The 21,919-nt window shown below is 73.3% G+C and carries 23 protein-coding genes; 12 read left to right on the top strand and 11 right to left on the bottom strand.

Features of this window, described 5'->3' with window-relative positions; translation table 11 throughout:
• Positions 1–50 precede the first annotated feature (50 nt).
• From ACZ67Q_RS15425 to ACZ67Q_RS15445, 5 genes are all read right to left on the bottom strand, one after another.
• A complete protein-coding gene (locus ACZ67Q_RS15425; RefSeq protein WP_471181575.1) occupies positions 51–1,493 on the bottom strand; it encodes an aspartate ammonia-lyase in 1,443 nt (480 codons plus the stop codon).
• Positions 1,494–1,581: 88 nt separating this feature from the next.
• A complete protein-coding gene (locus ACZ67Q_RS15430) occupies positions 1,582–2,799 on the bottom strand; it encodes a M20 family metallopeptidase (protein ID WP_471181577.1) in 1,218 nt (405 codons plus the stop codon).
• Between the two features lie 23 nt (positions 2,800–2,822).
• Positions 2,823–3,497 (bottom strand): DUF1028 domain-containing protein, encoded by a 675-nt coding sequence (locus ACZ67Q_RS15435; RefSeq protein WP_471181579.1) that lies wholly within the window; start codon positions 3,495–3,497, stop codon positions 2,823–2,825.
• Positions 3,494–3,964 carry a RidA family protein gene (locus ACZ67Q_RS15440; protein ID WP_471181582.1) on the bottom strand — a complete coding sequence of 157 codons (471 nt, stop codon included), beginning with the start codon at positions 3,962–3,964 and terminating at the stop codon, positions 3,494–3,496. The genes ACZ67Q_RS15435 and ACZ67Q_RS15440 overlap by 4 nt, the downstream gene beginning before the upstream one ends.
• Positions 3,965–3,974: 10 nt before the next feature.
• A complete protein-coding gene (locus ACZ67Q_RS15445; protein WP_471181584.1) occupies positions 3,975–5,261 on the bottom strand; it encodes a flavin-containing monooxygenase in 1,287 nt (428 codons plus the stop codon).
• A gap of 277 nt (positions 5,262–5,538) precedes the next feature.
• On the opposite strand from ACZ67Q_RS15445, the gene ACZ67Q_RS15450 reads away from it, so the two are divergent.
• Both ACZ67Q_RS15450 and ACZ67Q_RS15455 read left to right on the top strand, forming a co-directional pair.
• Positions 5,539–5,958 (top strand): YciI family protein, encoded by a 420-nt coding sequence (locus ACZ67Q_RS15450; RefSeq protein WP_471181587.1) that lies wholly within the window; start codon positions 5,539–5,541, stop codon positions 5,956–5,958.
• Positions 5,955–7,100 (top strand): RNA polymerase sigma factor, encoded by a 1,146-nt coding sequence (locus ACZ67Q_RS15455; protein WP_471181589.1) that lies wholly within the window; start codon positions 5,955–5,957, stop codon positions 7,098–7,100. Before ACZ67Q_RS15450 ends, ACZ67Q_RS15455 begins: the two co-directional genes overlap by 4 nt.
• A 91-nt stretch (positions 7,101–7,191) precedes the next feature.
• Here the strand turns inward: ACZ67Q_RS15455 and ACZ67Q_RS15460 are convergent, their stop codons facing one another.
• Positions 7,192–7,776 carry a cysteine hydrolase family protein gene (locus ACZ67Q_RS15460; protein WP_471181592.1) on the bottom strand — a complete coding sequence of 195 codons (585 nt, stop codon included), beginning with the start codon at positions 7,774–7,776 and terminating at the stop codon, positions 7,192–7,194.
• Positions 7,777–7,919: 143 nt separating this feature from the next.
• On the opposite strand from ACZ67Q_RS15460, the gene ACZ67Q_RS15465 reads away from it, so the two are divergent.
• Entirely contained in the window at positions 7,920–8,918 is a 999-nt protein-coding gene (locus ACZ67Q_RS15465; protein ID WP_471181594.1) for a GlxA family transcriptional regulator, read from the top strand.
• 18 nt (positions 8,919–8,936) lie between these two features.
• Here the strand turns inward: ACZ67Q_RS15465 and ACZ67Q_RS15470 are convergent, their stop codons facing one another.
• Positions 8,937–9,860: an NADP-dependent oxidoreductase gene (locus tag ACZ67Q_RS15470; RefSeq protein ID WP_471181597.1), complete on the bottom strand. Its 924-nt coding sequence runs from the start codon at positions 9,858–9,860 to the stop codon at positions 8,937–8,939.
• A 130-nt stretch (positions 9,861–9,990) separates the two neighbouring features.
• Here ACZ67Q_RS15470 and ACZ67Q_RS15475 point away from each other — a divergent pair, with 130 nt between their 5' ends.
• On the top strand, positions 9,991–11,034 hold the full coding sequence (locus tag ACZ67Q_RS15475; protein ID WP_471181599.1) for a GlxA family transcriptional regulator: 1,044 nt from the start codon (positions 9,991–9,993) through the stop codon (positions 11,032–11,034).
• Positions 11,035–11,327: 293 nt separating this feature from the next.
• Here the strand turns inward: ACZ67Q_RS15475 and ACZ67Q_RS15480 are convergent, their stop codons facing one another.
• Positions 11,328–11,498 (bottom strand): hydrophobic protein, encoded by a 171-nt coding sequence (locus ACZ67Q_RS15480; protein ID WP_361637512.1) that lies wholly within the window; start codon positions 11,496–11,498, stop codon positions 11,328–11,330.
• A gap of 139 nt (positions 11,499–11,637) precedes the next feature.
• Positions 11,638–12,243: a TetR/AcrR family transcriptional regulator gene (locus tag ACZ67Q_RS15485; protein WP_471181602.1), complete on the bottom strand. Its 606-nt coding sequence runs from the start codon at positions 12,241–12,243 to the stop codon at positions 11,638–11,640.
• Between the two features lie 76 nt (positions 12,244–12,319).
• Here ACZ67Q_RS15485 and ACZ67Q_RS15490 point away from each other — a divergent pair, with 76 nt between their 5' ends.
• From ACZ67Q_RS15490 to ACZ67Q_RS15500, 3 genes are all read left to right on the top strand, one after another.
• Positions 12,320–13,012, top strand: coding sequence for an NAD(P)-dependent oxidoreductase (locus ACZ67Q_RS15490; RefSeq protein ID WP_471181604.1), 693 nt, complete (start codon positions 12,320–12,322; stop codon positions 13,010–13,012).
• A gap of 82 nt (positions 13,013–13,094) precedes the next feature.
• A complete protein-coding gene (locus ACZ67Q_RS15495) occupies positions 13,095–13,916 on the top strand; it encodes an SAM-dependent methyltransferase (RefSeq protein WP_471181606.1) in 822 nt (273 codons plus the stop codon).
• Positions 13,917–13,963: 47 nt separating this feature from the next.
• On the top strand, positions 13,964–14,473 hold the full coding sequence (locus ACZ67Q_RS15500; protein ID WP_471181609.1) for a molybdenum cofactor biosysynthesis protein: 510 nt from the start codon (positions 13,964–13,966) through the stop codon (positions 14,471–14,473).
• Positions 14,474–14,515: 42 nt separating this feature from the next.
• On the opposite strand, the gene ACZ67Q_RS15505 is transcribed toward ACZ67Q_RS15500, so the two are convergent.
• Positions 14,516–16,231, bottom strand: coding sequence for a RecQ family ATP-dependent DNA helicase (locus ACZ67Q_RS15505; RefSeq protein WP_471181612.1), 1,716 nt, complete (start codon positions 16,229–16,231; stop codon positions 14,516–14,518).
• A 270-nt stretch (positions 16,232–16,501) separates the two neighbouring features.
• Between ACZ67Q_RS15505 and ACZ67Q_RS15510 the strand changes: the two genes are divergently transcribed.
• The 4 genes from ACZ67Q_RS15510 to ACZ67Q_RS15525 all read left to right on the top strand — a co-directional run bounded on the left by ACZ67Q_RS15510 (position 16,502) and on the right by ACZ67Q_RS15525 (position 19,589).
• A complete protein-coding gene (locus ACZ67Q_RS15510) occupies positions 16,502–17,353 on the top strand; it encodes an MBL fold metallo-hydrolase (protein WP_471181614.1) in 852 nt (283 codons plus the stop codon).
• Positions 17,354–17,544: 191 nt separating this feature from the next.
• Positions 17,545–18,111: a hypothetical protein gene (locus ACZ67Q_RS15515; protein ID WP_471181617.1), complete on the top strand. Its 567-nt coding sequence runs from the start codon at positions 17,545–17,547 to the stop codon at positions 18,109–18,111.
• A gap of 106 nt (positions 18,112–18,217) precedes the next feature.
• Positions 18,218–18,928 carry a YqjF family protein gene (locus ACZ67Q_RS15520; RefSeq protein ID WP_471181619.1) on the top strand — a complete coding sequence of 237 codons (711 nt, stop codon included), beginning with the start codon at positions 18,218–18,220 and terminating at the stop codon, positions 18,926–18,928.
• Between the two features lie 40 nt (positions 18,929–18,968).
• Positions 18,969–19,589: a hypothetical protein gene (locus ACZ67Q_RS15525; protein WP_471181622.1), complete on the top strand. Its 621-nt coding sequence runs from the start codon at positions 18,969–18,971 to the stop codon at positions 19,587–19,589.
• Between the two features lie 24 nt (positions 19,590–19,613).
• Here the strand turns inward: ACZ67Q_RS15525 and ACZ67Q_RS15530 are convergent, their stop codons facing one another.
• Positions 19,614–20,177 (bottom strand): TetR family transcriptional regulator C-terminal domain-containing protein, encoded by a 564-nt coding sequence (locus tag ACZ67Q_RS15530; RefSeq protein WP_471181947.1) that lies wholly within the window; start codon positions 20,175–20,177, stop codon positions 19,614–19,616.
• Between the two features lie 264 nt (positions 20,178–20,441).
• Between ACZ67Q_RS15530 and ACZ67Q_RS15535 the strand changes: the two genes are divergently transcribed.
• Positions 20,442–21,905: an APC family permease gene (locus ACZ67Q_RS15535; protein ID WP_471181624.1), complete on the top strand. Its 1,464-nt coding sequence runs from the start codon at positions 20,442–20,444 to the stop codon at positions 21,903–21,905.
• The last annotated feature ends 14 nt before the right edge of the window (positions 21,906–21,919 follow it).

Here is a 21,919-nt window from a genome sequence, read left to right on the forward strand (position 1 = left end):
GGATGGGGTGGGAAGCCGGAGCCGAGCGGGGGCTGCCGGCGCGGTCGCCCTCAGTGCGCGGGCAGGCCGGTCAGGGCGGCGGGGCTGGTGAGGTCGCGCAGTTCCGCCTCGGTGAGCAGCGCGCGCTCGCGGACGAGGTCCAGCGCGGGCCGGCCGGTGTGGTGCGCCTCCAGCGCGAGGGCGCAGGCGGTCTCGTAGCCGAGTGCCGGGCTGAGAGCGGTGACCACGCCCGTGGAGGCGGCGACGGTCCGGGCGAGCCGGTTCCGGTCGGCGGTGATGCCGCGGACGCAGGCCTCGGTGAGGACGCCGATCCCCGCGGTGAGGTGGTCGAGGCCGGCGCTGAGGGACCGGTAGATGACCGGCTCGAAGGCGTTCAGCTGGAGCTGGCCGCCCTCGGCGGCGAGGGTGACGGTCACGTCGTTGCCGATGACCTCGAACGCGATCTGGTTGACCGCCTCGGGGATCACCGGGTTGACCTTGCCCGGCATGATGGACGAACCGGCCTGGCACGGGGGCAGGTTGATCTCGCCGAGGCCGGCCTGCGGCCCCGAGGACAGCAGGCGCAGGTCGTTGCAGATCTTCGACAGCTTCACGGCGATGCGCTTGAGCACCCCCGACAGCTGGACGAAGACGCCGACGTCCTGGGTGGCCTCGATGAGGTCGGGCGAGGACACCAGGGTCGGTATGCCGGTCAGCCGGCGCAGGTGCTCCAACGCCCGCTCGCGGTATCCGGGGCGGGCGTTGAGGCCGGTGCCGATCGCCGTGCCGCCGAGGTTCAGCTCGTGCAGCAGCAGCCGGGCCTCCGCCAGCCGCCGCTCGTCCTCGCCGAGGGTCGCGGCGAACGCCCCGAACTCCTGGCCCAGCGTCATGGGTACGGCGTCCTGCAACTGGGTGCGGCCCATCTTCAGCACGTCGGCGAACTCGGCGGCCTTCGCTGCGAACGCCTCCCGCAAACCGGCCAGCGCGACGAGGAGTTCGGCGATGTGCGCGTCCAGTGCCAGTTTCAGGGCGGTCGGATAGACGTCGTTGGTGCTCTGCCCGAGGTTGACGTGGTCGAGGGGGTGCAGGACCGTGTACTCCCCGCGGTGCCGGCCCAGCAGCTCAAGGGCCCGGTTGGCGACGACCTCGTTGGCGTTCATGTTGGTCGAGGTGCCCGCACCGCCCTGGATGAGGTCGACGACGAACTGCTCGCGCAGCGCGCCCCGGCCGATCTCGGCGCAGGCGTCCGCGATCGCCGACGCCCGTGTGCCGTCCAGGGCACCGACCTCGGCGTTGGCACGGGCCGCGGCGTGCTTCACCGCCGCCAGGGCGGCGATCAGGTGCGGCCGGGCGGCGAGTGTCTCCCCGGTGAGGGGGAAGTTGGCCACCGCCCGGGCGGTGTGCGCGCCGTAGTAGGCGTGCGCCGGCACGTCCACCTCGCCGAGCATGTCGTGCTCGGCGCGGTGCCCGTGGTCCGCCGGGGCGGGGCGCTGGGGGCCGGTCGTCAGGGACATCGGTGTCCTTCGGGTCGTGGGAAGTCGGGGATCACGGCGGCAGCTGCTGCGCGGCCGGTCCACGCGGGCGGGCAAGCCGCTGCCCGCGTCACGTCTCCCCTCCCCCGCCCGCCGTGGCGCGGTCCACGCCGGACCAGGCCAGCGCGATGGCCCCGTCGAGCAGAGCCCGTTGAGCCGGCCCGCCCACGCAGTACGCGGCGAACTCGTGCTGGTGATTGGTCGCGGGCAGCGAACCGATACCGATGTAGGGGTGGATGGCCGGCACCACCTGGGAGACGTTGCCCATGTCGGTGGAGGCGCGGTTCATCCGGGCGGCCTGGCCGGGCGGCGCGAACTCCCGCCCCAGAGCAAGGGCGTTGGCGCGATAGTGCCCGAGGGCTCTGTCGTCCGTGCGGAACTCCGCGTACGGCTTGCTCTCCGGTTCGACCTCCAGCGCGCAGCCGGTCGCGAGGGCACCGGCCTCGAAGGCCCGCATGACGCGGGGCTCCAGCTCGGCCAGTTCGGCGAGGGTCTCCGCGCGCACGTACCAACGCCCCGTGGAACGTTCGGGGATGGCGTTCGGCGCGTCCCCCGCGTGCGTGACCACGCCGTGCACACGGGCCGAGGCCGGCAGCTGCTGGCGCAGCAGGCCGATCGCGACCTGGGCCACGGTGAAGGCGTCGGCCGCGTTGACCCCGGCCTCCGGATAGGCCGCGGCGTGCGCGGACTTGCCGGTGTAGGAGATCCTGGAGTGGCTGACGGCGAACGGGCGGGCCTCGGCGACGTCGACCGGGGCCGGATGCACCATCATCGCGAGGTCCACTCCGGCGAACGCGCCCCGGTCCAGCAACTCGATCTTGCCGCCGCCGCCCTCCTCGGCCGGCGTGCCGTAGACCTCCACGGTCAGGCCGGCGTCGTCGGCGACGGCGGCCAGGCCGAGCGCGGCCCCGACCGAGGACGCCGCGATGAGGTTGTGCCCACACGCGTGGCCGAGGCCGGGCAGCGCGTCGTACTCCGCACACAGCGCGATCCGCAGGGGCCCGGTGCCGAACCGGGCGTGGAACGCCGTGTCCAGGCCCAGGTACGACGAGGTGACGTCGAAGCCGGTGCGGTCGAGCAGGTCCGGCACGCGGGCGGCGGCGCGGTGTTCCTCCCAGGCGGTCTCCGGGTCGGCGTGCAGCCGCTCGGACAGGCCGATCAGCTCCTCGGCGTGCCGGCCGACCGCCTGCCGGGCGGCCTCCTTCAGCGCGCCCACGGCCACCTTCTTCGGCGCGGCCGCGGCTGTCTCCGTCGGCACACCCGCGGCCGTCTGCCGCGACGCGCCCACGGCTGTCTCCTTCGGCCCGCTCATCACAGGTCGCCCGGGACGCCGTACGAAGGTGCGGAGGCCGGGTCGAGGCCGCGCCGCACGTAGTCGTCGCGCTGCGGCAGCCAGACCGCGACGAGTTCGGCGAGCCGCTCCACGGGATCGTCGGCCCAGTCCACCCGCAGGTCGGTCACCCGCCAGTCCACGTCCGCGACGACCGCCAGACCGGCGGAGTGCACCGGCCCCTCCTCGCCGCCGGCCGCGACGGCGGCCCTGAGCGCGGTGAGCAGCCGCTCCTCCAGCTCACCGGTGGCCGAGGCGTACGCGTCCAGGAGGACGCCGGGGATGTGCGCGCCGGAGAGCATGTTGCCGGCCGCCACCGCGCCGTCGGCGGTGACCGAGGCGTGCGTGCCGAGCGTTCGCGCGCCGCTGTGGGCGAATCCGGGGCCGGTGCGGCCCAGGACGGTCAGCTGACGGTACTCGATGGTCTTCGCGGTGTCCGGCGCGCCGGTGACGTCGGCCAGGGCACGCTCGGCGTCGCCGTGGCCGGCCAGCCCGTCGAGCAGGCGCGCGCCGAGGGTGGGGTCGGTGACGTTCTGCGACGCGGCGGCGCCCACCCCGGGCCGCAGATGGGCGACGCGGGCGGCGACCGCCGGGCTGGACGAGCTCACCACGACACCGAACCGGTCACCGTCGCGTACCACCAGGGAGAGGGTCATGCCCGGTCCTCCTCGGGGATCACGGCGACGGCGTCGATCTCGCACAGCCACTCCGGGCGGGCGAGGGCGGAGACGACCAGGCCGGTGGAGATGGGGTGCACGCCCTTGGTCCAGCGGCCCACGGTGCGGTACACCGCCTCGCGGTAGCGCGGGTCGATCAGGTAGACGGTCAGCTTGACCAGGTGCTCCATCCGGCTGCCCGCTTCCTCGAGCAGCATCTTGATGTTGGCCATGGCCCGCTCGGCCTGCGCCTCGGCGTCGCCGATGCCCACGGACTCGCTGGTGTCGAGGTCCTGGCCGATCTGCCCCCGCACGTACACGGTGTCGCCGGCGACGACGGCCTGGCAGAGGTCGTTGTCCAGACTCTGCTCGGGATAGGTGTCGCGGGTGTTGAACGGACGGATGCGGGTGTGCCCGCCGGCGACGATCGGGGCGTTCACCGTGCGGCCCTCGCTCGTGGACGTCATCGTCTCCTCCTCAGTTCCCGGCGGTCGCCGGCGCGGCGCCGGACCGTTCGGTGGTGCCGTATGCGAGGTAGCCCCGCTGGATGGTGATGTGGTCGGCGATGTACCGGGCGTCGTGCCACACGCCCCACAGGAAGCTCGACCCGCGACGGGACAGCCAGGGCAGGCCCAGGAAGTAGACGCCGGGCTCGCGGGACACGCCCCGCCGGTGACTGGGCCGGCCCTTGTCGTCGAAAGCGTCGACCTGGAGCCAGCCGTGGTCGGTGGCGAAACCCGTCGCCCAGACGATCGAGGTGACGCCGGCTGCGGCCAGGTCGAGTTCCAGACGTGGTGTGCTCACGCAGTCGGGGTCCGGCCCGAGGCGGTGGGCTTGGGGCTCCTCGGGGAAGTCGAGCCCGTTGCGCTCGACGTACGCGTCGGCCGCCTTCAGGAAGGCGAGGTACTTGGCGTCGCCGTCCGCGATGTTCGTGGCGAGATCCGGCGCGAAGCGCAGGACGCCGTTGTCGTACGAAGCGGTCATGCCGACGAGTTCGACACCGCAGGCGGCCAGGGCGCGGAAGTCCACGGTGTGGCCGCCGCGGGCGCCGCTGACCGCGATGGTGACGTGCTCGGCCCCCTGGGGAGGCGTCTCCGCGTCCCAGATCCCGAGCACGCCGAGCCACCAGCAGAAGTCCCGTCCGCGGTACCGGCGGGGAGGACGGTCGTGGGGTCCTACGGAGAGGAGGACCCGTCGACCGGAGCGGCGCAGTTCGTCGGCGATCTGCACGCCCGAGGATCCGGCTCCGACCACCAGGACCGCTCCCTCGGGCAGCTGCTCCGGGTTGCGGTACCCGCTGGAGTGCAGTTGCACGGGGACGGCGCCGTCCGGAACGACGGGCGGGATCACCGGCCGCTGGAACGGTCCGGTCGCGGCCACGACGAACCGCGCCTCGACGACGCCCTCGGAGGTCTCGACGCGGAAGCCGGGCCGGCCGGTGTGCCGGCGCACCGAGGTCACCTCGACGCCGCACCGGACCGGGGCAGCGATCTTCTCGGCGTACGCGGCCAGGTAGTCCGCGACCTGCTCCTTCGAGGCGAACCCGTCGGGGTCGACGTCGGGGAATTCCAGGCCCGGGAAGCGGTCGTGCCACGCGGGTCCGTTCGCGACCAGGGAGTCCCACCGCTCCGAGCGCCACCGCTCGGCGACCCGGTGCCGTTCCAGGACCATGTGCGCTATGCCATGGGCTCCCAGGTGCTCGCTCATCGCCACGCCGGCCTGACCGGCCCCGACGACGACTACTTCGGTTACTTCACTCGGCATGTCAGCCTCCACTCAGGCGGTAGCCCATCCCGGTGTCGCGTTGACTGTGCTACCGCACGGAACATCCTGTGGGCCGCCCGAAAAGCTGTCCAACAGATGTTTCCGGGGAAGGCGATCGGATTTACCGATGCAGAGTCCGATGCCATTCCGATGCAGATTCCGGGTCCGGAAAATCGCTGAGAAAATTCCCGGCGGTGATGTCGAGAACCCGTGACGTGCTCCGTCCCCGGGGTGAACGCGACCACAATGGGTCGCACCCGCACCAAGGAGACGGACGATGGCCAAGTACCTGCTGCTGAAGCACTACCGCGGCGCCCCGGAACCGGTGAACTGCGCACCGATGGATCAGTGGACCCCGCAGGAGGTCTCCGCCCACATCCAGTACATGCAGGACTTCGCGGCGCGGCTGGAGAAGACGGGCGAGTTCGTCGACGGCCAGGCGCTCGCCCCCGAGGGTGCCTGGGTCCGCTACGACGGTGAGGGACGCCCGCCGGTCACCGACGGCCCGTTCGCCGAGACCAAGGACCTCATCGCCGGCTGGATGGTGATCGACGTCGACAGCTACGACCGCGCTGTCGAGCTGGCCGGGGAACTGTCCGCCGCGCCCGGCGCCGGGGGCAAGCCGATCCACGAGTGGCTGGAGTTGCGCCCGTTCCTGGCGGCGCCCCCCACCGTCCCGGAGTGCCCGCACGGATGAACGAGTCCTTGCTGCGCAGCCTCACCCCGAGCGTGCTCGCCGTCCTCGTCCGCCGCGGAGCCGAATTCGCGGCGGCCGAGGACGCCGTCCAGGAAGCCCTGGTCGAGGCGGTCCGCGTCTGGCCCGCCGACCCTCCGCGGGACGCGAAGGGCTGGCTGGTCACCGTGGCCTGGCGCAAGTTCCTGGACGCGGCCCGCTCGGACGCCGCCCGCCGCCGGCGTGAGGACGTCGTCGACGGCGAGCCGGCGCCCGGGCCGGCGCCGGCGGTGGACGACACGCTCCAGCTCTACTTCCTGTGCGCCCACCCGTCGCTGACTCCCGCGTCCGCCGTCGCGCTCACCCTGCGCGCCGTCGGGGGCCTGACCACTCGTCAGATCGCCCAGGCCTACCTGGTGCCGGAGGCGACCATGGCGCAGCGGATCAGCCGCGCGAAGCGGACCGTGTCGGGGGTGCGGTTCGACCAGCCCGGCGACGTGGCCACCGTGCTGCGGGTCCTGTATCTGGTCTTCAACGAGGGCTACTCCGGTGACGTCGACCTGGCCGCCGAGGCGATCCGGCTCACCCGGCAGCTCGCGGCCCATGTCGACCACCCCGAGGTGGCCGGCCTGCTCGCCCTCATGCTGCTGCACCACGCCCGGCGCGCCGCGCGGATCGCGCCCGACGGCAGCCTGGTCCCGCTCGCCGAGCAGGACCGGGCCCGCTGGGACACCGCGTCGATCGCCGAGGGCGTGGCGATCCTGCAGGCGGCGCTCGCGCGCGACCGGCTGGGCGAGTTCCAGGCCCAGGCCGCCATCGCCGCGCTGCACGCCGACGCGCCCACCGCCGAGGAGACCGACTGGGTGCAGATCGTCGAGTGGTACGACGAGCTGGTGCGGCTGACGGACAGCCCGCTGGTGCGCCTCAACCGCGCCGTCGCCGTCGGCGAGGCCGACGGACCCCGCGCGGGCCTGGCGGCGCTCGCCGAACTGGACCCCGCGCTGCCCCGCCACGCCGCGGTCGCGGCCCACCTCCACGAGCGCGACGGCGACCTCGCGACAGCGGCGCGGCTGTACGCAGAGGCGGCCCGCAACGCACCCAACCTCGCGGAACGCGACCACCTCACCCGCCAGGCCGCCCGGCTCAACTCCCGCCTGCGCGAATGAAATGCCGGGCGTCGACTGAGCCGGGCGAGCTGCGCCGTAGGGCGTTGCGCGAGGGGCGCCGCGGGGCCACGCTCGCTTACGGCGCTGCGCTTCAGACGATCTCCTTCTGCGAGGTGACGACGACACCGTAGAGGTCGGCGATGGTGGCGAGGGCCGCGTAATGCACCTGCCCGGCGTCCAGGTCGGTGCCGGCGACCGGCAGGGAGCGGGTGGCGGTGGCGTCGGCGACGACCGTCGGGCGGTTGCCACGCAGGAAGGCGCCCTCGGCGGTGAACGCCACGCACATGTGCGTCATCCAGCCGGCCAGGATGACGTCCTGGCCGTCGGTGACGTGCGTGCCCAGGTCGGTGCCGTGGAACGCGTTCGGGACCTGCTTGACGACGACGGCCTCACCGTCCACGGGTGCGATGCGGGGGTGGATCCCGCCGATCTCGGCCCGGATGTCGTACGGCGTGCCCTCGCCGCCGTCGTTGACGACATGCACGACCTTCGTACCCGCGGCACGGGCACGCGCGAGCAGCTGCTCTGCGGCGTCGAGGGACGCCTCCCAGCCGTCCAGCTCCATCACGCCCCGCGTGTAGGTGTTCTGGAAGTCGATCAGGATGAGCGTGGAGTCGGCGAGCTTCGCGGGCGTGTCGTCGAAGCCGTTGAGCTGCCGCAGTGTCGTCCTGGACATGGGTGTGCCCCCTGGTGGTGTCGGGTGGATTGCGAGGCCCGAGCGGTGCGCCGGGCTGCGTCCCTCACGCTATGCAGCCGCACGCATGTCGGCAATGACGTCTAACCTGCAGATACGGACATGCCGTTCACGTGGGGGGAATCGTGCCGGGGAGCATCGGACGACTCGTCGTCATCGTCGTCTTCGAAGGTGTCGACCTGCTCGACGTCACCGGTCCGCCGGAAGTGTTCGCGCTGGCGCGGCGCGAGACGCAGGAGGCGGCGGGCTACGAAGTCGTGCTGGCGGCCGAGACGTTGGAGCCCGTCGTCACGGGTGCGGGCGTCCGGGTGCTCCCGGACGCCACGTTCGAGCAGGTCGGGGCGCGTCGGATCGACACGCTCATCGTGCCCGGGTCGGTGGAGGTGGACAGTGAGCGCCGTGTGCAGCCTCTGGTCGACGCCGGTCTCGTGCGCCGGGTGAGACAGCTCGCCGCCTACAGCCGGCGGATCACCTCGGTGTGCGTCGGCGCGCACATCCTCGCCGCCGCGGGCCTGCTGGACGGCAGGCGGGCGACCACGCACTGGTCCACCGCACAGCGTCTCGCCGCCGACCACCCGGAGGTCGAGGTCGACGCCGATCCCATCTTCGTCCGGGACGGCGACGTCTGGACCGGGGCGGGCATCAGCGCCTGCCTCGATCTGTCGCTCGCCCTCATCGCCGAGGACCTCGGCGAAGCGGTCGCGCTGCGGGTGGCCCGGCAGCTGGTGATGTACCTCAAACGCCCTGGCGGGCAGAGCCAGTTCAGCGTTCCGCTGGAGCAGGTCTCCACCACGCGCCGTATCGAGGACCTCCGCCACCACATCATGCGGAACATCGGCGAGCCGCTGACCATCGCGGACATCGCCGCCTACGCGCATGTCAGCGAGCGGCATCTGACCAGGCTCTTCAAGACGGAGCTGGGCATGACGCCGCACGCCTACGTCGAGTCGGTCCGCGTCGAGAAGGCGCGTGGCGAACTGGAGTCCACCGACGCCACGTTGGACCGCATCGCGTCCCTCACCGGATTCGGTACGACGGACACCCTGATCCGGGCGTTCCGCCGCCGCCTGAACACCACGCCGACGGAGTACCGGCGCAGGTTCAGGACGCCGCGGACGGCCTGAGGCAGGGGCCGGGCCTGGTCAGGCGACCGTGAGGACGATCTTGCCGGTCGTGCGGCCCTGCTCGCCGATCTCGTGCGCCTTCGCGGCCTGCGCGAGCGGCAGCACCGTCTCGACCACCGGCTTCAGCGCGCCCCGCTCCGCCAGGGCGGCGATCTCGCGCAGTCCCAGGTGGTCGGGCTCGACCAGCACCCAGGCCGCCCGCACCCCGTCGTGGGCGGCCGGGACGTCGTCGGGACCGGGCAGGGTGATCAGCCTGCCGCCGTCCCGGAGCACCGCGAGGGAGCGCTCGGCGGTCTCCCCGCCCAGGCCGTCCAGGACGACGTCGACATCGCTCACGACGTCCTCGAAGCGGACCGTGCGGTAGTCGACCACCTCGTCCGCGCCCAGCCGCCGCACGAGGTCGTGCTTGGCGGCGCTGGCCGTGCCGATGACGTGGGCGCCGCGGGCCTTGGCGATCTGCACCGCGAAGTGACCGACCCCTCCGGCGGCCGCGTGCACCAGCACCCGCTCGCCGGGACGCACGTCCGCCGCGTCCACCAGGGCCTGCCAGGCGGTCAGCGCGGCCAGCGGCAGCGCCGCCGCCTCCACGTGGGTGAGGCCCGCGGGCTTCGGGGCGAGGTGCCGGGCCGGTGCCACCACGTACTCGGCGTAAGCGCCCGCCTGGCGGGGGAACAGCGGCATGCCGAAGACCTCGTCACCGGGGCGGAAGACCCCCACGCCGGGCCCGACGGCCTCGACGGTCCCGGACACGTCCCAGCCGACGGCCGGTACGGCGCCCCACTCGATGAGGCCCCCACTGGCCCGCGTCTTCCAGTCCACCGGGTTCACTCCGGCCGCGTGCACCCGCACCAGGACCTCGTTGAGCCCGGGCTCCGGGCGCTCCAGCTCACGCTCGACCAGGACCTCGGGACCGCCCCACTGCTCCACGACCACTGCACGCATGCTGTCCGTCTCTCTTTCCGTACTCGATCAGCTCGGCACCGGGAGGTCCCCGGCGCGACGCAGACAACGATGGGGCAGGGGGCCCGGCCGCGGGATTGGCCGTCCGGCCACTATGTGACAGGATCTGGCCATGAGTACTTCGCAAGGGGCGACCACCGAAGCACAGCGGGACCCGGCGCAGGCGGCGCCACGGCCGCACCGCGTCGCCGTGCTCGCCCTGCCCGGGGTGCCGCCCTTCGAGCTCGGCATCCCCTCACGTGTCTTCGGCAGCGTGCAGGACGCCGAGGGCCGCCCGCTCTACGACGTCACCGTCTGCACCGCCGACGGTGCCCCCGTGCCCAGCGACGCCGGCTTCACCGTGCAGCCCGCGGCCGGGCCCGAGGCCCTGGCGGCCGCGGACACCGTGATCGTCCCGCCCACGCACGCCATGCCGGAGCTGGGCCGCGGCGGCCCGCTGCCCCCGGAGGTCACCGCGGCCATCGCCGGCATCCGGCCCGGCACCCGGCTCGTGTCCATCTGCACCGGCTCCTACGTCCTCGCGGCTGCCGGTCTGCTCGACGGCCGCCCTGCGACCACCCACTGGAACCTGGCGCCCGAGTTCCGCCGGGCCTACCCCAAGGTCAAGGTGGACGAGGACGTCCTCTTCGTCGACGACGGCGACGTGCTGACGTCCGCGGGCGTGGCGGCGGGTGTCGACCTGTGCCTGCACCTGATCCGCCGGGACCACGGCGCGGCCGCCGCCAACCGGGCCGCCCGCATGTGCGTCGTACCGCCGTGGCGGGACGGCGGGCAGGCCCAGTACATCGACCGCCCGGTCCCCGAGCCGACTCTGGCCGGCACCACGGCGACCCGCGCCTGGGCGCTGGAGCACCTCGGCGAGCCGCTCTCCCTCACCCAGCTCGCCGAGCACGCCCGGATGAGCCTGCGTTCCTTCACCCGGCGCTTTCGCGACGAGGTCGGCATGACCCCGATGCAGTGGCTCACCGCCCAGCGCCTGGAGCTGGCCAAGCAGTTGCTGGAGACGACGGACCTGACGATCGACCTCGTCGCGCACCGGGCCGGCTTCGGTTCGGCCAACTCCCTGCGCGCGCACATGCGCGCGGCGTTCGGGGTCTCACCCGCCGCCTACCGGCGCGCGTTCAGCCCCCACCACGCGGCCGGTGTGCGGGGTTGAGTTGAGCCATGGGCCCCGCGGCAGGGGGCCCACGACACGGCGCGCACGAAGAGGGGTGGGGGGGGCCCCCCCCGGCCCGCCCCCCCCCCCCCCCCCCCCCCCCGGGGGGGGCGGGTCAGTGTGTGGCGGCGGGCCCCGGGGGCCGGGGCGGCGGGGGGGGCCCCGGGGGGGGCCCCCCCCCCCCCGGGCCCCCCGGGGGGGGGGGGGGCCCCCCCCCCGGGGCCCCCCCCACCCCTCGCGCGCCACTGCCTCGTGGCGCCGTTCCTGTGTGCCGCTCGGTCAGCGGTACCGGGTCACCACCGGTACCAGCGGCCCCGGCGGCCCCCACCGGCCGCCGGACGGACCACGAAACCGAGCAGCCACACCGCGAGCACGATCACCGCGACCCACCACAGGGCCTTGAGCGCGAAGCCCGCACCGAACAGGACCAGAGCCAGCAGCAGAACCAGAAGCAGGGGAACCATCGTTATCGACCTCCTGGCCGTCGTGTGCTCTGCTCCCGCCCCGGCAAACACGCGATCGACGCGTTACTTCGACGCCGGCGAGGGAATACGTCCGCCGCCGGCGCCTACCGGCAACTGCCTTGGCGTCAGCGCTGGTTCCTCATCTCGGGTGCTTGCCCGGGTTGAGCGCCGCATGCAGTGAGGGGGCGAGGATCCGGCGGATCTCGTCGGGGGTGAGGGCGGCGGTCGTGGGGAGAGGGTTGAGGTAGCGGGTGTAGATCAGTCCGCCGAGGACGGTGACGACGGCGGTGGCCCGCGCGATGGCGGTCCGGCCGCCGAGAAATTCAACGAGGCGGGCCAGGAGCTCGGATTCCAGATAGTCGCGGACGGCTGCGGCGACCTCCTCTCCCTGGCTGGTGAGCCGGCGGAAGTCGGGATCCTCCCACAGCCCGGTCACCGTGTCGATGAGGCGGTCGGGCAGGGTGGCCGGGTCGCCGGACAGGACGCGGTCGACGGTGAGGGCGTTCGCGCAATGGACCTGCATGACGTCGGCGAACAGGGCTTTCTTCGAACCGAAGTGGTAGGCGATCGCAGCGGGGTCGACCCCGGCGGCCTGGGCGACGGCACGCAGCGTGGTGGCACGGTAGCCGCGCTCGACGAAGAGCGGGCGGGCGGCGGAGACGATCGATGCGCGGGTGGGCGGGTTGCCGCGGGGGCGGCCCCGCCCTCGGGGGCCGGCCGGCGCGAGGGGTGACGGTTTATTCATCGGCGTTGAGCTTGCGCCGCCCGACCGGCAGGGTCAAGAGCGTTCCGCCGCCCGTACGAAGAAAGGACCCGCCGTCATGCGTATCACCGTCTTCGGAGCCAATGGACCCACCGGCCGCCGGCTCGTCGACCAGGCCCTCGCCGCCGGTCACGAGGTCGTCGCCGTGACCCGGCGGCCCGGGTCGATCGCCGAGCGTCCGGGGCTCGCCGTGGCGGTCGCCGACGCGACCGATCCGGTCGGCGTCGACACCGCGGTCGGCGGTACGGACGCCGTGCTGTCGGTACTGGGCACGCCGTACAGCAAGAAGGAGATCACCACCTACTCCGCGAGCGCCCGGACGATCACCGAGGCGATGGCCCGTCACGGGGTCAAACGTCTCCTCGCGGTGAGTTCGAGCATCGCGGACCCGCACTGGCGCCCCACCGGCGCGCACTTCTTCAACCTGGTGCTCGACCCGCTGGTGAACCGGCGCCTCGGCCGCACCCTGCACGAGGACATGCGCCGCATGGAGGCCGTGATCCGTGAGACGGACCTCGACTGGACACTCGTACGGCCCTCGGGGCTCTTCGAGCACCCCGTGGTGACGGACTATCACACGGCGGAGACCAGCGCGGACGGGGTGTTCACCGCTCGCTCCGACCTGGCCGCGAGCATGCTCCGCGAGGCCGCCGAGCGCCGTTACGTGCGCACGGCGATGGGGGTGATCACCACAGCGGTGAAGCCGAACATCGCCAAGCTGATCTGGAACGAGGGCGTGAAGAAGAAGTGAGTGCACCCGCCGGGGCGCGGGAAAGACCTCAACAAGCCAAAGTCGTGGTCAGCGGGCGTGGTTGGAGGGGAAGATGGTCGCCATGACGCATGAAGGCTCCGCCATCGACTCCACCAAGCCCAGTATCGCCCGTGTGTACGACTACCTGCTCGGCGGCAAGGACAACTACGCCGTGGACCGGGAGATCGGTGACGTCTTCAAACGTGACCTTCCCGGTTCCGTGGCGATCGCCTTCGCCAACCGGGCGGCCCTGACGCGGGCGGTGCGGGAGATCGCGACGACCACGGGCGTACGGCAGTTCGTCGACCTCGGCAGCGGTCTGCCCACCGCCGACAACGTCCACCAGGTCGCGCAGCGGCACGCGCCGGAGTCCCGGGTCGTCTACGTCGACACCGACCCCCAGGTGCTGGTGCACGGGCGGGCGTTGCTGGAGGAGAACGAGCACACCCGGGTCGTCCCGGCGGACGTGCGCGACCCCGAGGCCATCCGCACCCACCCGGACACCGTCGAGTTGATCGACTTCGACCAGCCGGTCGCCGTCATATTCAGTGCCATTCTCCACCACGTCAACGACGAGGAGGACCCCACCGCCATCGTGCGCTACTGGCGCGAACAGGTCCCCGTCGGAAGCTACTTCTTCGTCAGCCACTTCCGTTCCGGCAACAACCCCGAGACGGAGGAGGCGGAGAAGGTCCTCCAGCAGACGTTCGGCCGGGGCCGGTGGCGCAGCGACGAAGAGATCGAAGCCCTGCTGGACGGCCTGGAGATCCTCGAACCGGGTGTCGTCCCCGCCAGCCTGTGGCGTCCCGACGTCGTCGACAGCCGGTGGAACCGCGACGGCCGGCAGCGGGAACTGACCGTCTGGGAACACCTCATCTCCGCCGGGCTGGCCAGGAAGGTGTAGCGGGCCGACCGATCCGATCCGTTCACCTGTTCGTCTAGGGTGAGGGCATGACCGAGGTCGCGGTGGTGCAACTGCTGGTGTCACCGGCGCACCGGCTGTCCGGGCGACCGGCGGACGGGCCCGCTCCGGGACCGGACGGCGAGTCGGTGACACGGGTCGAGGTGCGCCGCGGGCTGGGGCTGGTCGGTGACCGCTACTACGCCAGGGCCGCCCATCGGGACGCCTCGGTGACGCTGATGTCCGCGGAGAACCTCCCCCGGGACATCGACCCGGGCGCCGACCTCCGGCACACCCGGCGGAACATCCTGCTCAGCGGTGTCGACATCGACTCCTTCGTCGGCGCGACGATCTCCCTGGACTGCGGCGCCGGGCCCGTCGTCCTCGCCGTGAACCGTCCCGCGCGGCCCTGCGCCTGGATGGATGTGACCATCGGTCCCGGTGCGCAGCGGGCCCTGCGGGGCAAGGGCGGCGTGCGGTGCACCCCTCTGAGCGACGGGGTGATCACGCTGGGACCGGCGACGTTCCAGGTGCTGAGCGATCCAGGCTCGACGCCGTGACGGACGGACCGGCCGCCGCGCCCGGGCGGTGACGGCGTCCGCTCAGCGGTCGGACGGATCGCCGCCCGGGTCGCTCGCCGCCGTGAGCAGGTCGTCGCGGCCGGCCAGCGCTTCGAGGGAGAGCGTGCGGTAGCCGACGTCGTCGAAGAGCACGGTGATGCGGTCCCCCTCCTCGCTCAGCACGGTGCCCCTCCCCCACCGGCCGTGTCGCACGGCCGTACCGGCCGGATAGGCGCCGGCGTCCGGATGCACCGCCTGCCTCTCGTCGCGCGCATCCTCGCCGCCCTCGGCCTCCCTGGTCTCACAGACGTCGCAGTTCCCGCACGGTGCCTCGTACTCCTCGCCGAAGTACCCCAGCAGGAACCGCCGTCGGCAACCGGTCGTCTCGGCGTAGGCCCGGGCCATGTCGACCCGGGAGCGGTCCATGCGCTGATGGGCCTCGGCGTTTCCCTCCGCACGCTCGACCGCCCGGGACGGGGTGGTGTCCGGTTCCGGCCGGACGGCGCCCGAGGCGTCCGTCGCGACGGCCCCGGCTTCCTCCAGCAGGTTCACGGCCGTGGTGACCCTGGTGCGGGAGAGACCGGTGTCCTGGCGCAGTTCGTCGAGCCCCGCCGGATCGGCCGCGTGGTCGTGGACGGCCCGTACGACCGCGTCGACGGCGTCCGCGCCGGGAGCGCGACCGCTGAAGTAGACCTGCATCCCGGTGTCCTCGGGCCGGAAGTGCAGTACGGCCAGGGCGGGCCGCCCGTCCCGGCCGCCACGGCCGATCTCCTGGTAGTAGGCGTCCAGGGAACCCGGCAGCGCGGCATGCAGCACGAACCGCACGTCCTCCTTGTCGATGCCCATCCCGAAGGCCGTGGTCGCCACCACCACGTCCGCCTCGCCCGCGAGGAACGCCTCGTGGACCCGCCGGCGTTCCGCTGCGCGCAGCCCCGCGTGGTAGGCCTCGGCGGCGAGTCCCAGCGAGGCCAGCTCCGCGGCGTAGTACTCGGTGTCCTTGCGGGTCGCGGCGTAGACGATGCCGGGTTTGGGTTCGGCCGCCGCCTGCTCGACGACCATGCGCCGGCGTTCGTCGTCCTGAAGGTGGCGGTGGACCTGGAGCCGGATCTCGGGGCGGTCGAACCCGGTGACCAGCTGCCGGGGCCGGTCCATGCCGAGCCGCTCGACGATGTCCTGGCGGACGGGCGGCGCGGCGGTCGCGGTGAGCGCGAGGACGGGGGGCCGGCCCAGGCGCCGTACGGCCTGGGCGAGGCGCAGGTAGTCGGGCCGGAAGTCATGGCCCCAGGACGACACGCACTGGGCCTCGTCCACCACGAACAGGGCCGGGCGGGCCTCGGCCAGCCGCTGCACGACCTCGTCCTTGGCCAGTTGCTCCGGGGACAGGTACACGTAGGTGACCCCGCCGCCGTCCACCGCCTCCCAGGCCGCCTGCGTCTCGGCCGCGGAGAGGTCGGAGTTCACGGCGACGGCTCCCGGTCCGCCCCGGCCGCCGGGCAGGCCGGCGATCTGGTCCCGCTGCAGCGCGAGCAGCGGCGAGACGACCACGACGGGGCCCGGCAGCAGCAGGGCGGGGACCTGGTACACGGCGGACTTGCCGGCTCCGGTCGGCATGACGACGAGGGTGTCGCGTCCCTGAAGTACCCACTCCATCGCGGTGAGCTGCTCGGGTCGCAGCTCGTCCCAGCCGAACACCTCGACGGCGGTCTCCCGCAGACGCCGGGTCCGCCGTGCGCCGGTACGGGGTCTGTCGCCGGTCATGGCCCCTCCTTCTCGCTCCGCCTGCGGGGAGCGGTGTAGAACCCCGCCCCGCACGGCTGTCCTGGGTACCCCCGGTCGCCGACGCCACGCGCGGGGCCGGTGACCTGCCGAGTACGGCCGCCACGCACCGAGCCGGTGACCTGTCGAGTACGGCCGGCCGTTTTCGGACGGCGCGCCGGGGAACCCGCGGCGGATCGGAAGAGAGACGACCCTCAACGCGGTGGCGGCGTGTGGCAGGCGCCCCGCGACCCCGGCGAAGGGCGGGCGACCATGTCCCCGATCGCGGACGACGCCCCCGACGACGCGCTCGACATCCACTTCATAGGCAACGCGACCGTCCTGCTGCGCTACGGACCGCTCACTCTCCTGACCGATCCGAACTTCCTGCACCGGGGGCAGTACGCCTACCTGGGATACGGGTTGCTGAGCCGGCGGCTGACCGAGCCGGCCCTCGACGTGGACGACCTGCCTCGTCTCGACGGGATTGTGCTCTCCCATCTGCACGGGGACCACTGGGACCGGCGGGCGCGCCGGGGTCTGGACCGCACCGTTCCGGTGCTGACCACCCCGCACGCCGCGCGCCGTCTGAGGGTCGTGCACGGCTTCCCCCGTACGGCGGGGCTGCGCACCTGGCGGCACTTCACCCTCCGGCGCGGCGAGGCGCAGGTGCGGGTCACGGCTCTGCCTGGGCGGCACGCCGGTCATCCGGTGCTGCGCGGGCTGCTGCCGCCGGTGATGGGCAGCATGCTGGAGTTCGGCCCACCGGGGCGGCCCGCGCGACTGCGGCTGTACGTCTCCGGCGACACCCTGCCGTACGACGGGCTGGCCGAGATCGCCACCCGTTTCCCCGCCGCCGATCTGGCCGTCTTGCACCTGGGCGGCACCCGCCTTCCCGGCGGGTTCGTGGTCACCATGGACGGTGCGCAGGGCGCGGAACTCGCCCGGCATCTCGCGCCCCGGCGCATCCTGCCGGTCCACTACGGCGACTACACGGTGATGCGCTCGCCGCTGTCCGCGTTCCTCGCCGAAGCCGACCGGGCCGGTCTCGGCGACCGCGTCGTGGCCTGCGGCCACGGCGGGCGGGTGCGGCTCGCTCCCGGCGCGGCACCGGCCCTGCTGTGAGCGAGCCTGACGTGCGCGGTCCTGCCGGGAGCGGCCCTGCCGTGGGCGGTCCTGCCGTGGGCGGCCCTGCCGGGCGCGGCCCTGCGGCGAGCGGCCGCACTCCCGTGCCTGGCGCGGCCCCGACCGCGCCCGGCGAGTGTGACACTGGGAGACAGAAGCCGCCTGTCGACGACGTGCGGGAGGAGTTCGAAATGAGCCAGGTCGGAAGTCGTCCGTCGGGTCTTCTCCAGCCGCTGGGGGCCGTCGCCTCGGGGCTCCGGCGTCTGCCGGGGGCCGAGCAGGTGGGCAGGTTCGCCGACGATGCGCTGGACCGGATCGGAGCGATCTCCCCGCGCGGCCGCCGGCTGGCCGTCTACACCGGGGCCGGCGTGCTGGGCGTCGCCGGGGTGGTGGAGTGGCCCGTGGCGCTCGCGGGCGCCGCCGTCGCCTGGCTGACCCAGCCGCGTCCCGAACGCGGCACGCAGGAGGGCGCGGACACCAAGGGGGTCCAGGGCGCATCTCGCGAGGACGAGGGGGCAGGGACCGCTGCGGGCGGGGCCGAGGGGCCCGGACCGGTGCCCGTGCGCACCGACGGCACCGCTGCGGAGGACCAGGGCGCGGGCGACCGGCTGGCCCCGTCCCGCTTCCACCGCGGCGGCCCCGAGGAGCACGTGCACGAGGAGCCCGCCAAGGTCGGCGACCCGGCCACGGCGTCGGCGCTCAAGCAGGTCGCGGAAGCCACGGCGCACCACCACGGACCGGATCACCGGCCGCACTGACTCCGGCCGCGTCCGGCGGACCGCCCGCCCCGGCGGCCGCGCCCGGCGCGGAGCCGTCGGTGCGGGTACGGCGTTTTGCCCGTCGGCGGAGGGGAACGCAGGGCTGGTGGTCGCATATGGAGCGGAGCAGCGGGTGCGCGTCCCCGCGCTCCGGACCGGCTGGCTGCGGCAGACGTTCGTGCACTGGCCGTTCCCGCCGCGGGCCGTGCAGGCCCTGCTGCCGCCGGAACTCGTGGTCGACGAGTACGAGGGCGCGGCTTGGGTGAGTCTGACGCCCTTCGTCATGGCCGGCGTCCGTCCGCCCGGGGTACCCTCCGCGCTGCCGGGCCTGCCGACGTTCGCGGAGACCAACCTGCGCACCTATGCCCGGCACCGGGACTCCGGGCGGGACGGGCTGTGGTTCCTGACCATCGAGGTGGCCTTTCCGCTGATGCTGGCGGCGCGGGCCGTGGGCGTGCCGTACCACCAGAGCGCCCTGCGGATCACCACGGACGGGGACGTCGTCTCGTACTCGGGCTCCCGGCGCGGCGGCGCCGTCGCCTACCGGCTCGTCGTCCGCCCCGGCGATCCGATCAGGCCGACGGAACGGGACGTGTGGCTGACCTCGCGGTGGCGGGCGTACTCCCGCCGGTACGGCATGCTGTGGCAGACGCCGGTCGAGCACGAGCCGTGGCCGCTGCGGGCCGCTTCCCTCGAGGTGGCCGAGGAGACCCTGACCCGCGCGGCCGGCCTCCCGGCACCCGTCGGTGAGCCCGTGGTGCACTTCTCGGAAGGGGTCAGGCATGTGCGGCTCGGGCCTACCCGTCCGTGTCGCTGAGGGGGCCGGGGCGCCTCACGAGGGCCGCACAAGCGGCAGCATGTCCCGTAGAAACAGGGCGCGGTCGCGCTTCGACGGCTGGATCGCGGGGCTGGGCACCTCCTCGGGCACGCGGATCGTCGTGGGCCACTGGCCGCGGTCGCCGTTCGGCCCGTTCAGCGACGTGATGATCGAGCGCGCCGACGGGGAACGGCTGCTGCTGGCGCCCACGCGGCGCGTCGCCGATTTCGTCAGCGGCACCTATCTCTTCGACGCGGTGCGCGTGGTACCCGTCGACGTGACGGCGACGGGCAGCAGTTGTGAGGTCCGCGCGGGGCCGCTGGAGCTGCGCTTCACGGTCGGCCGGCCAGGACCGCTGGGGCTTCTGCTCGCGGCCGTGCCCGGCCCGCTCGCCCGCGGGGCGGCCTGGACGGTGGTGACGGACCCGGTGGCCCGGCTGCTGCTGCGCGGTGTGCGGACCCGCGGCAGCGCGGTGCCCGGACGCCGTGAGTGGTACGGCGTCCGCGGGCTGTGGCCGGTCACCGGGCTGTCGGCGGCCTGCGCGGGCGACGATCTCGGTGCCCTGGCGCCCGTCGACCCGCCCGTGCGTTTCGGCTTCGGTTCCGTGCCCCGCCGGCCGGCCCTGACCCGCGTCACCACGACCGTCGCACTGTTCGGATGACCCCGCCCCTCCTGGTGACACGGATCATGCGAGGGGCCGCACGGCGTTGCGGGCAGCAGCGCACGCGGTGCGCACGGCTCCCTCGCGGGTGGCTCCGCGCAGCCCCAGCACCACCCGGGTGCTGAGCCCGTCGAGGAGGGCGAGGAGTGCGTCGGCGGCCTCCGGGACCTCCTCCTCGGGCAGACCGAAGCGCCCCTGATGGACGCCCTTCAGCACCAGGTGCTCCAGGTCCTCCTGCCAGGCCCGGTCGAACTCCTCCTGTGCGGTGGTCAGTTCGCTGTTCCCGGCGGCGCGAGCCCACAGTTCGATCCACAGCATCCAGCGGGAGTCACGCGGGCCCTGGGGCAGATAGAGCTCGACGAAGGCGTCCAGGCGGCGGGCGACGGTGGTGCGCCGCGACAGCAGGGCCCGCCGTTCCCCGGTGAGCCGGTCCTCGCTCCACCGCAGCGCCTCGAGGAGCAACCGGTCCTTGGTGCCGAAGTAGTACAGGATGTGCCCGCCGGAGGTACCGAGGCGTTCGGCGAGGCCGGACATCGTCAGCTCGGCCAGACCGTGCTCCGCGATGGCCCGCATCGCCTCTTCGAGCATGCGCTCGCGGGCGATCACCCCGCCCCGTCTGCGTCGTGCCACTGGTGCCGTCACGTCGGACAGTCTAGCGGCGCGTCCGCCTGCGCTTGAACGACGTTCAAACTCTGGGACTCCTCCGCCGATCTATTGACAGAGCCGCGCCGAGTCCACATCTTGTATGACGTTCAAACTTCCTTGAACCGCATTCAAGGAAGTGCGCCTCTCTGCACGCTCCTTCGCCCCTCCCGCCCGCGGCCAGCCGCCCGAACCCGGGGACGCACCTCCATGACGCACACTCCCGCCGGAACACCCCACGGCGACGCGCCGTCCACACGGCCCCCGACCCCGTCGCCGACGTCCACGACCGGTCCCGCCCCCGCCACGCCCGGCGGCAGCGCGGCGCCCGCCGCACTGGCGCGGGTCCTCGGCCCCGTGGGCGCCGTCCTGCTCACCCTGTCCTGCATCACCCCCGCCTCGTCGCTGTTCATCCTGGTCCCCGAGCTGTTCGCCGGTCAGGGCACGGGCGCTCCGCTGACCATCGCGGTGGGAATCGTCATCTCGATCGCGGTGGGCGCCTGCTACGCCGAACTGGGCACGCTGACCCCGAGTTCCGGCGGCGAGTACGCCATGGTCGACGCGCTGCTCGGGCGGTTCCTCGGCTGGGTGACCTTCGCGATGACCATCGCCATGCTCGTGGTCATCCCACCGGTGATCGCTCTGGGCACGGCCGACTACCTCGCCGACCTCGTCCGGGTGAACCCGCAGGTCGCCGGCTGTGCCGTCATGCTCGTGGCGATCGCCACGGCCGTCCTCGACGTGAAGTCCAACGCCCTGGTGACCGGGGCCTTCCTGGTGCTGGAGGTGGTGGCCGCCGGGGTCGTGGCCGTCCTCGGCCTCGCCCACGCCCAGCGCTCCCCGTCGGTGCTCGTCCACCCGGAGGTGTCCCAGGCGGCCGCCGGGCACACGACGTTCACCCTGGGGCTCCTCGTCTCCGGGCTGGCCGCCGCGATGTTCGTGGTCAACGGGTTCGGCACCGCCTCCTATCTCGCCGAGGAGATCCACCGGCCCCGCCGCAACGTGGCGCGCGCCGTCTTCTGGTCGCTGTTCATCGGCGCCGCCGTCATCCTGGTGCCCGCCGTCGCGGCGGTGCTGGGCACCGGGTCCACCGAGACGCTGTCCACGGCCACCTTCTCGGACCTGGTGCGCGGCTGGGCGGGCGACACCACGGCCACGGCCATCGACCTGTGCGTCGCACTGGCCATCCTCAACGCGGTCCTCGTCATGGTGCTGCAGAACGCCCGCGTGGTCTACGCATCGGGCCGGGACCGGGCCTGGCCCGCGCCCGTCAACCGCGCGCTGACCCGGCTGCACCCCCGTTTCGGCTCCCCGTGGGTCGCCACCCTCGTCATCAGCCTGCCCGGAGCGGCGCTGGCCTGCTTCGCCGACCTGTCGACGCTGTACGAGGCCACCGGCGCCATCCTCGCCGTCGTCTACGTCCTGCTCGCTCTCGCCGCGCTCGCCGCCCGCCGCGCACCGCTGCGCGAACGGCCGGCCTGGCGGATGCCGCTGTGGCCGCTCGCCCCCGTCGTGGTGCTCGCCTCGGTCGGCTACGTGCTGTACCAGCAGGCCGGACGCAATCTCGCCATCACCGGCGGGGTCATCGCGGCGGCGGCTCTCTACTACCTCCTTTACCTGCGCCGGCATCCGCACGACCGCTGGCAGGTCGCCGCTCCCGACGCCGACGACTGACACCGGCCCGTACG

It is taken from the genome of Streptomyces sp. NPDC036813, assembly GCF_055609245.1.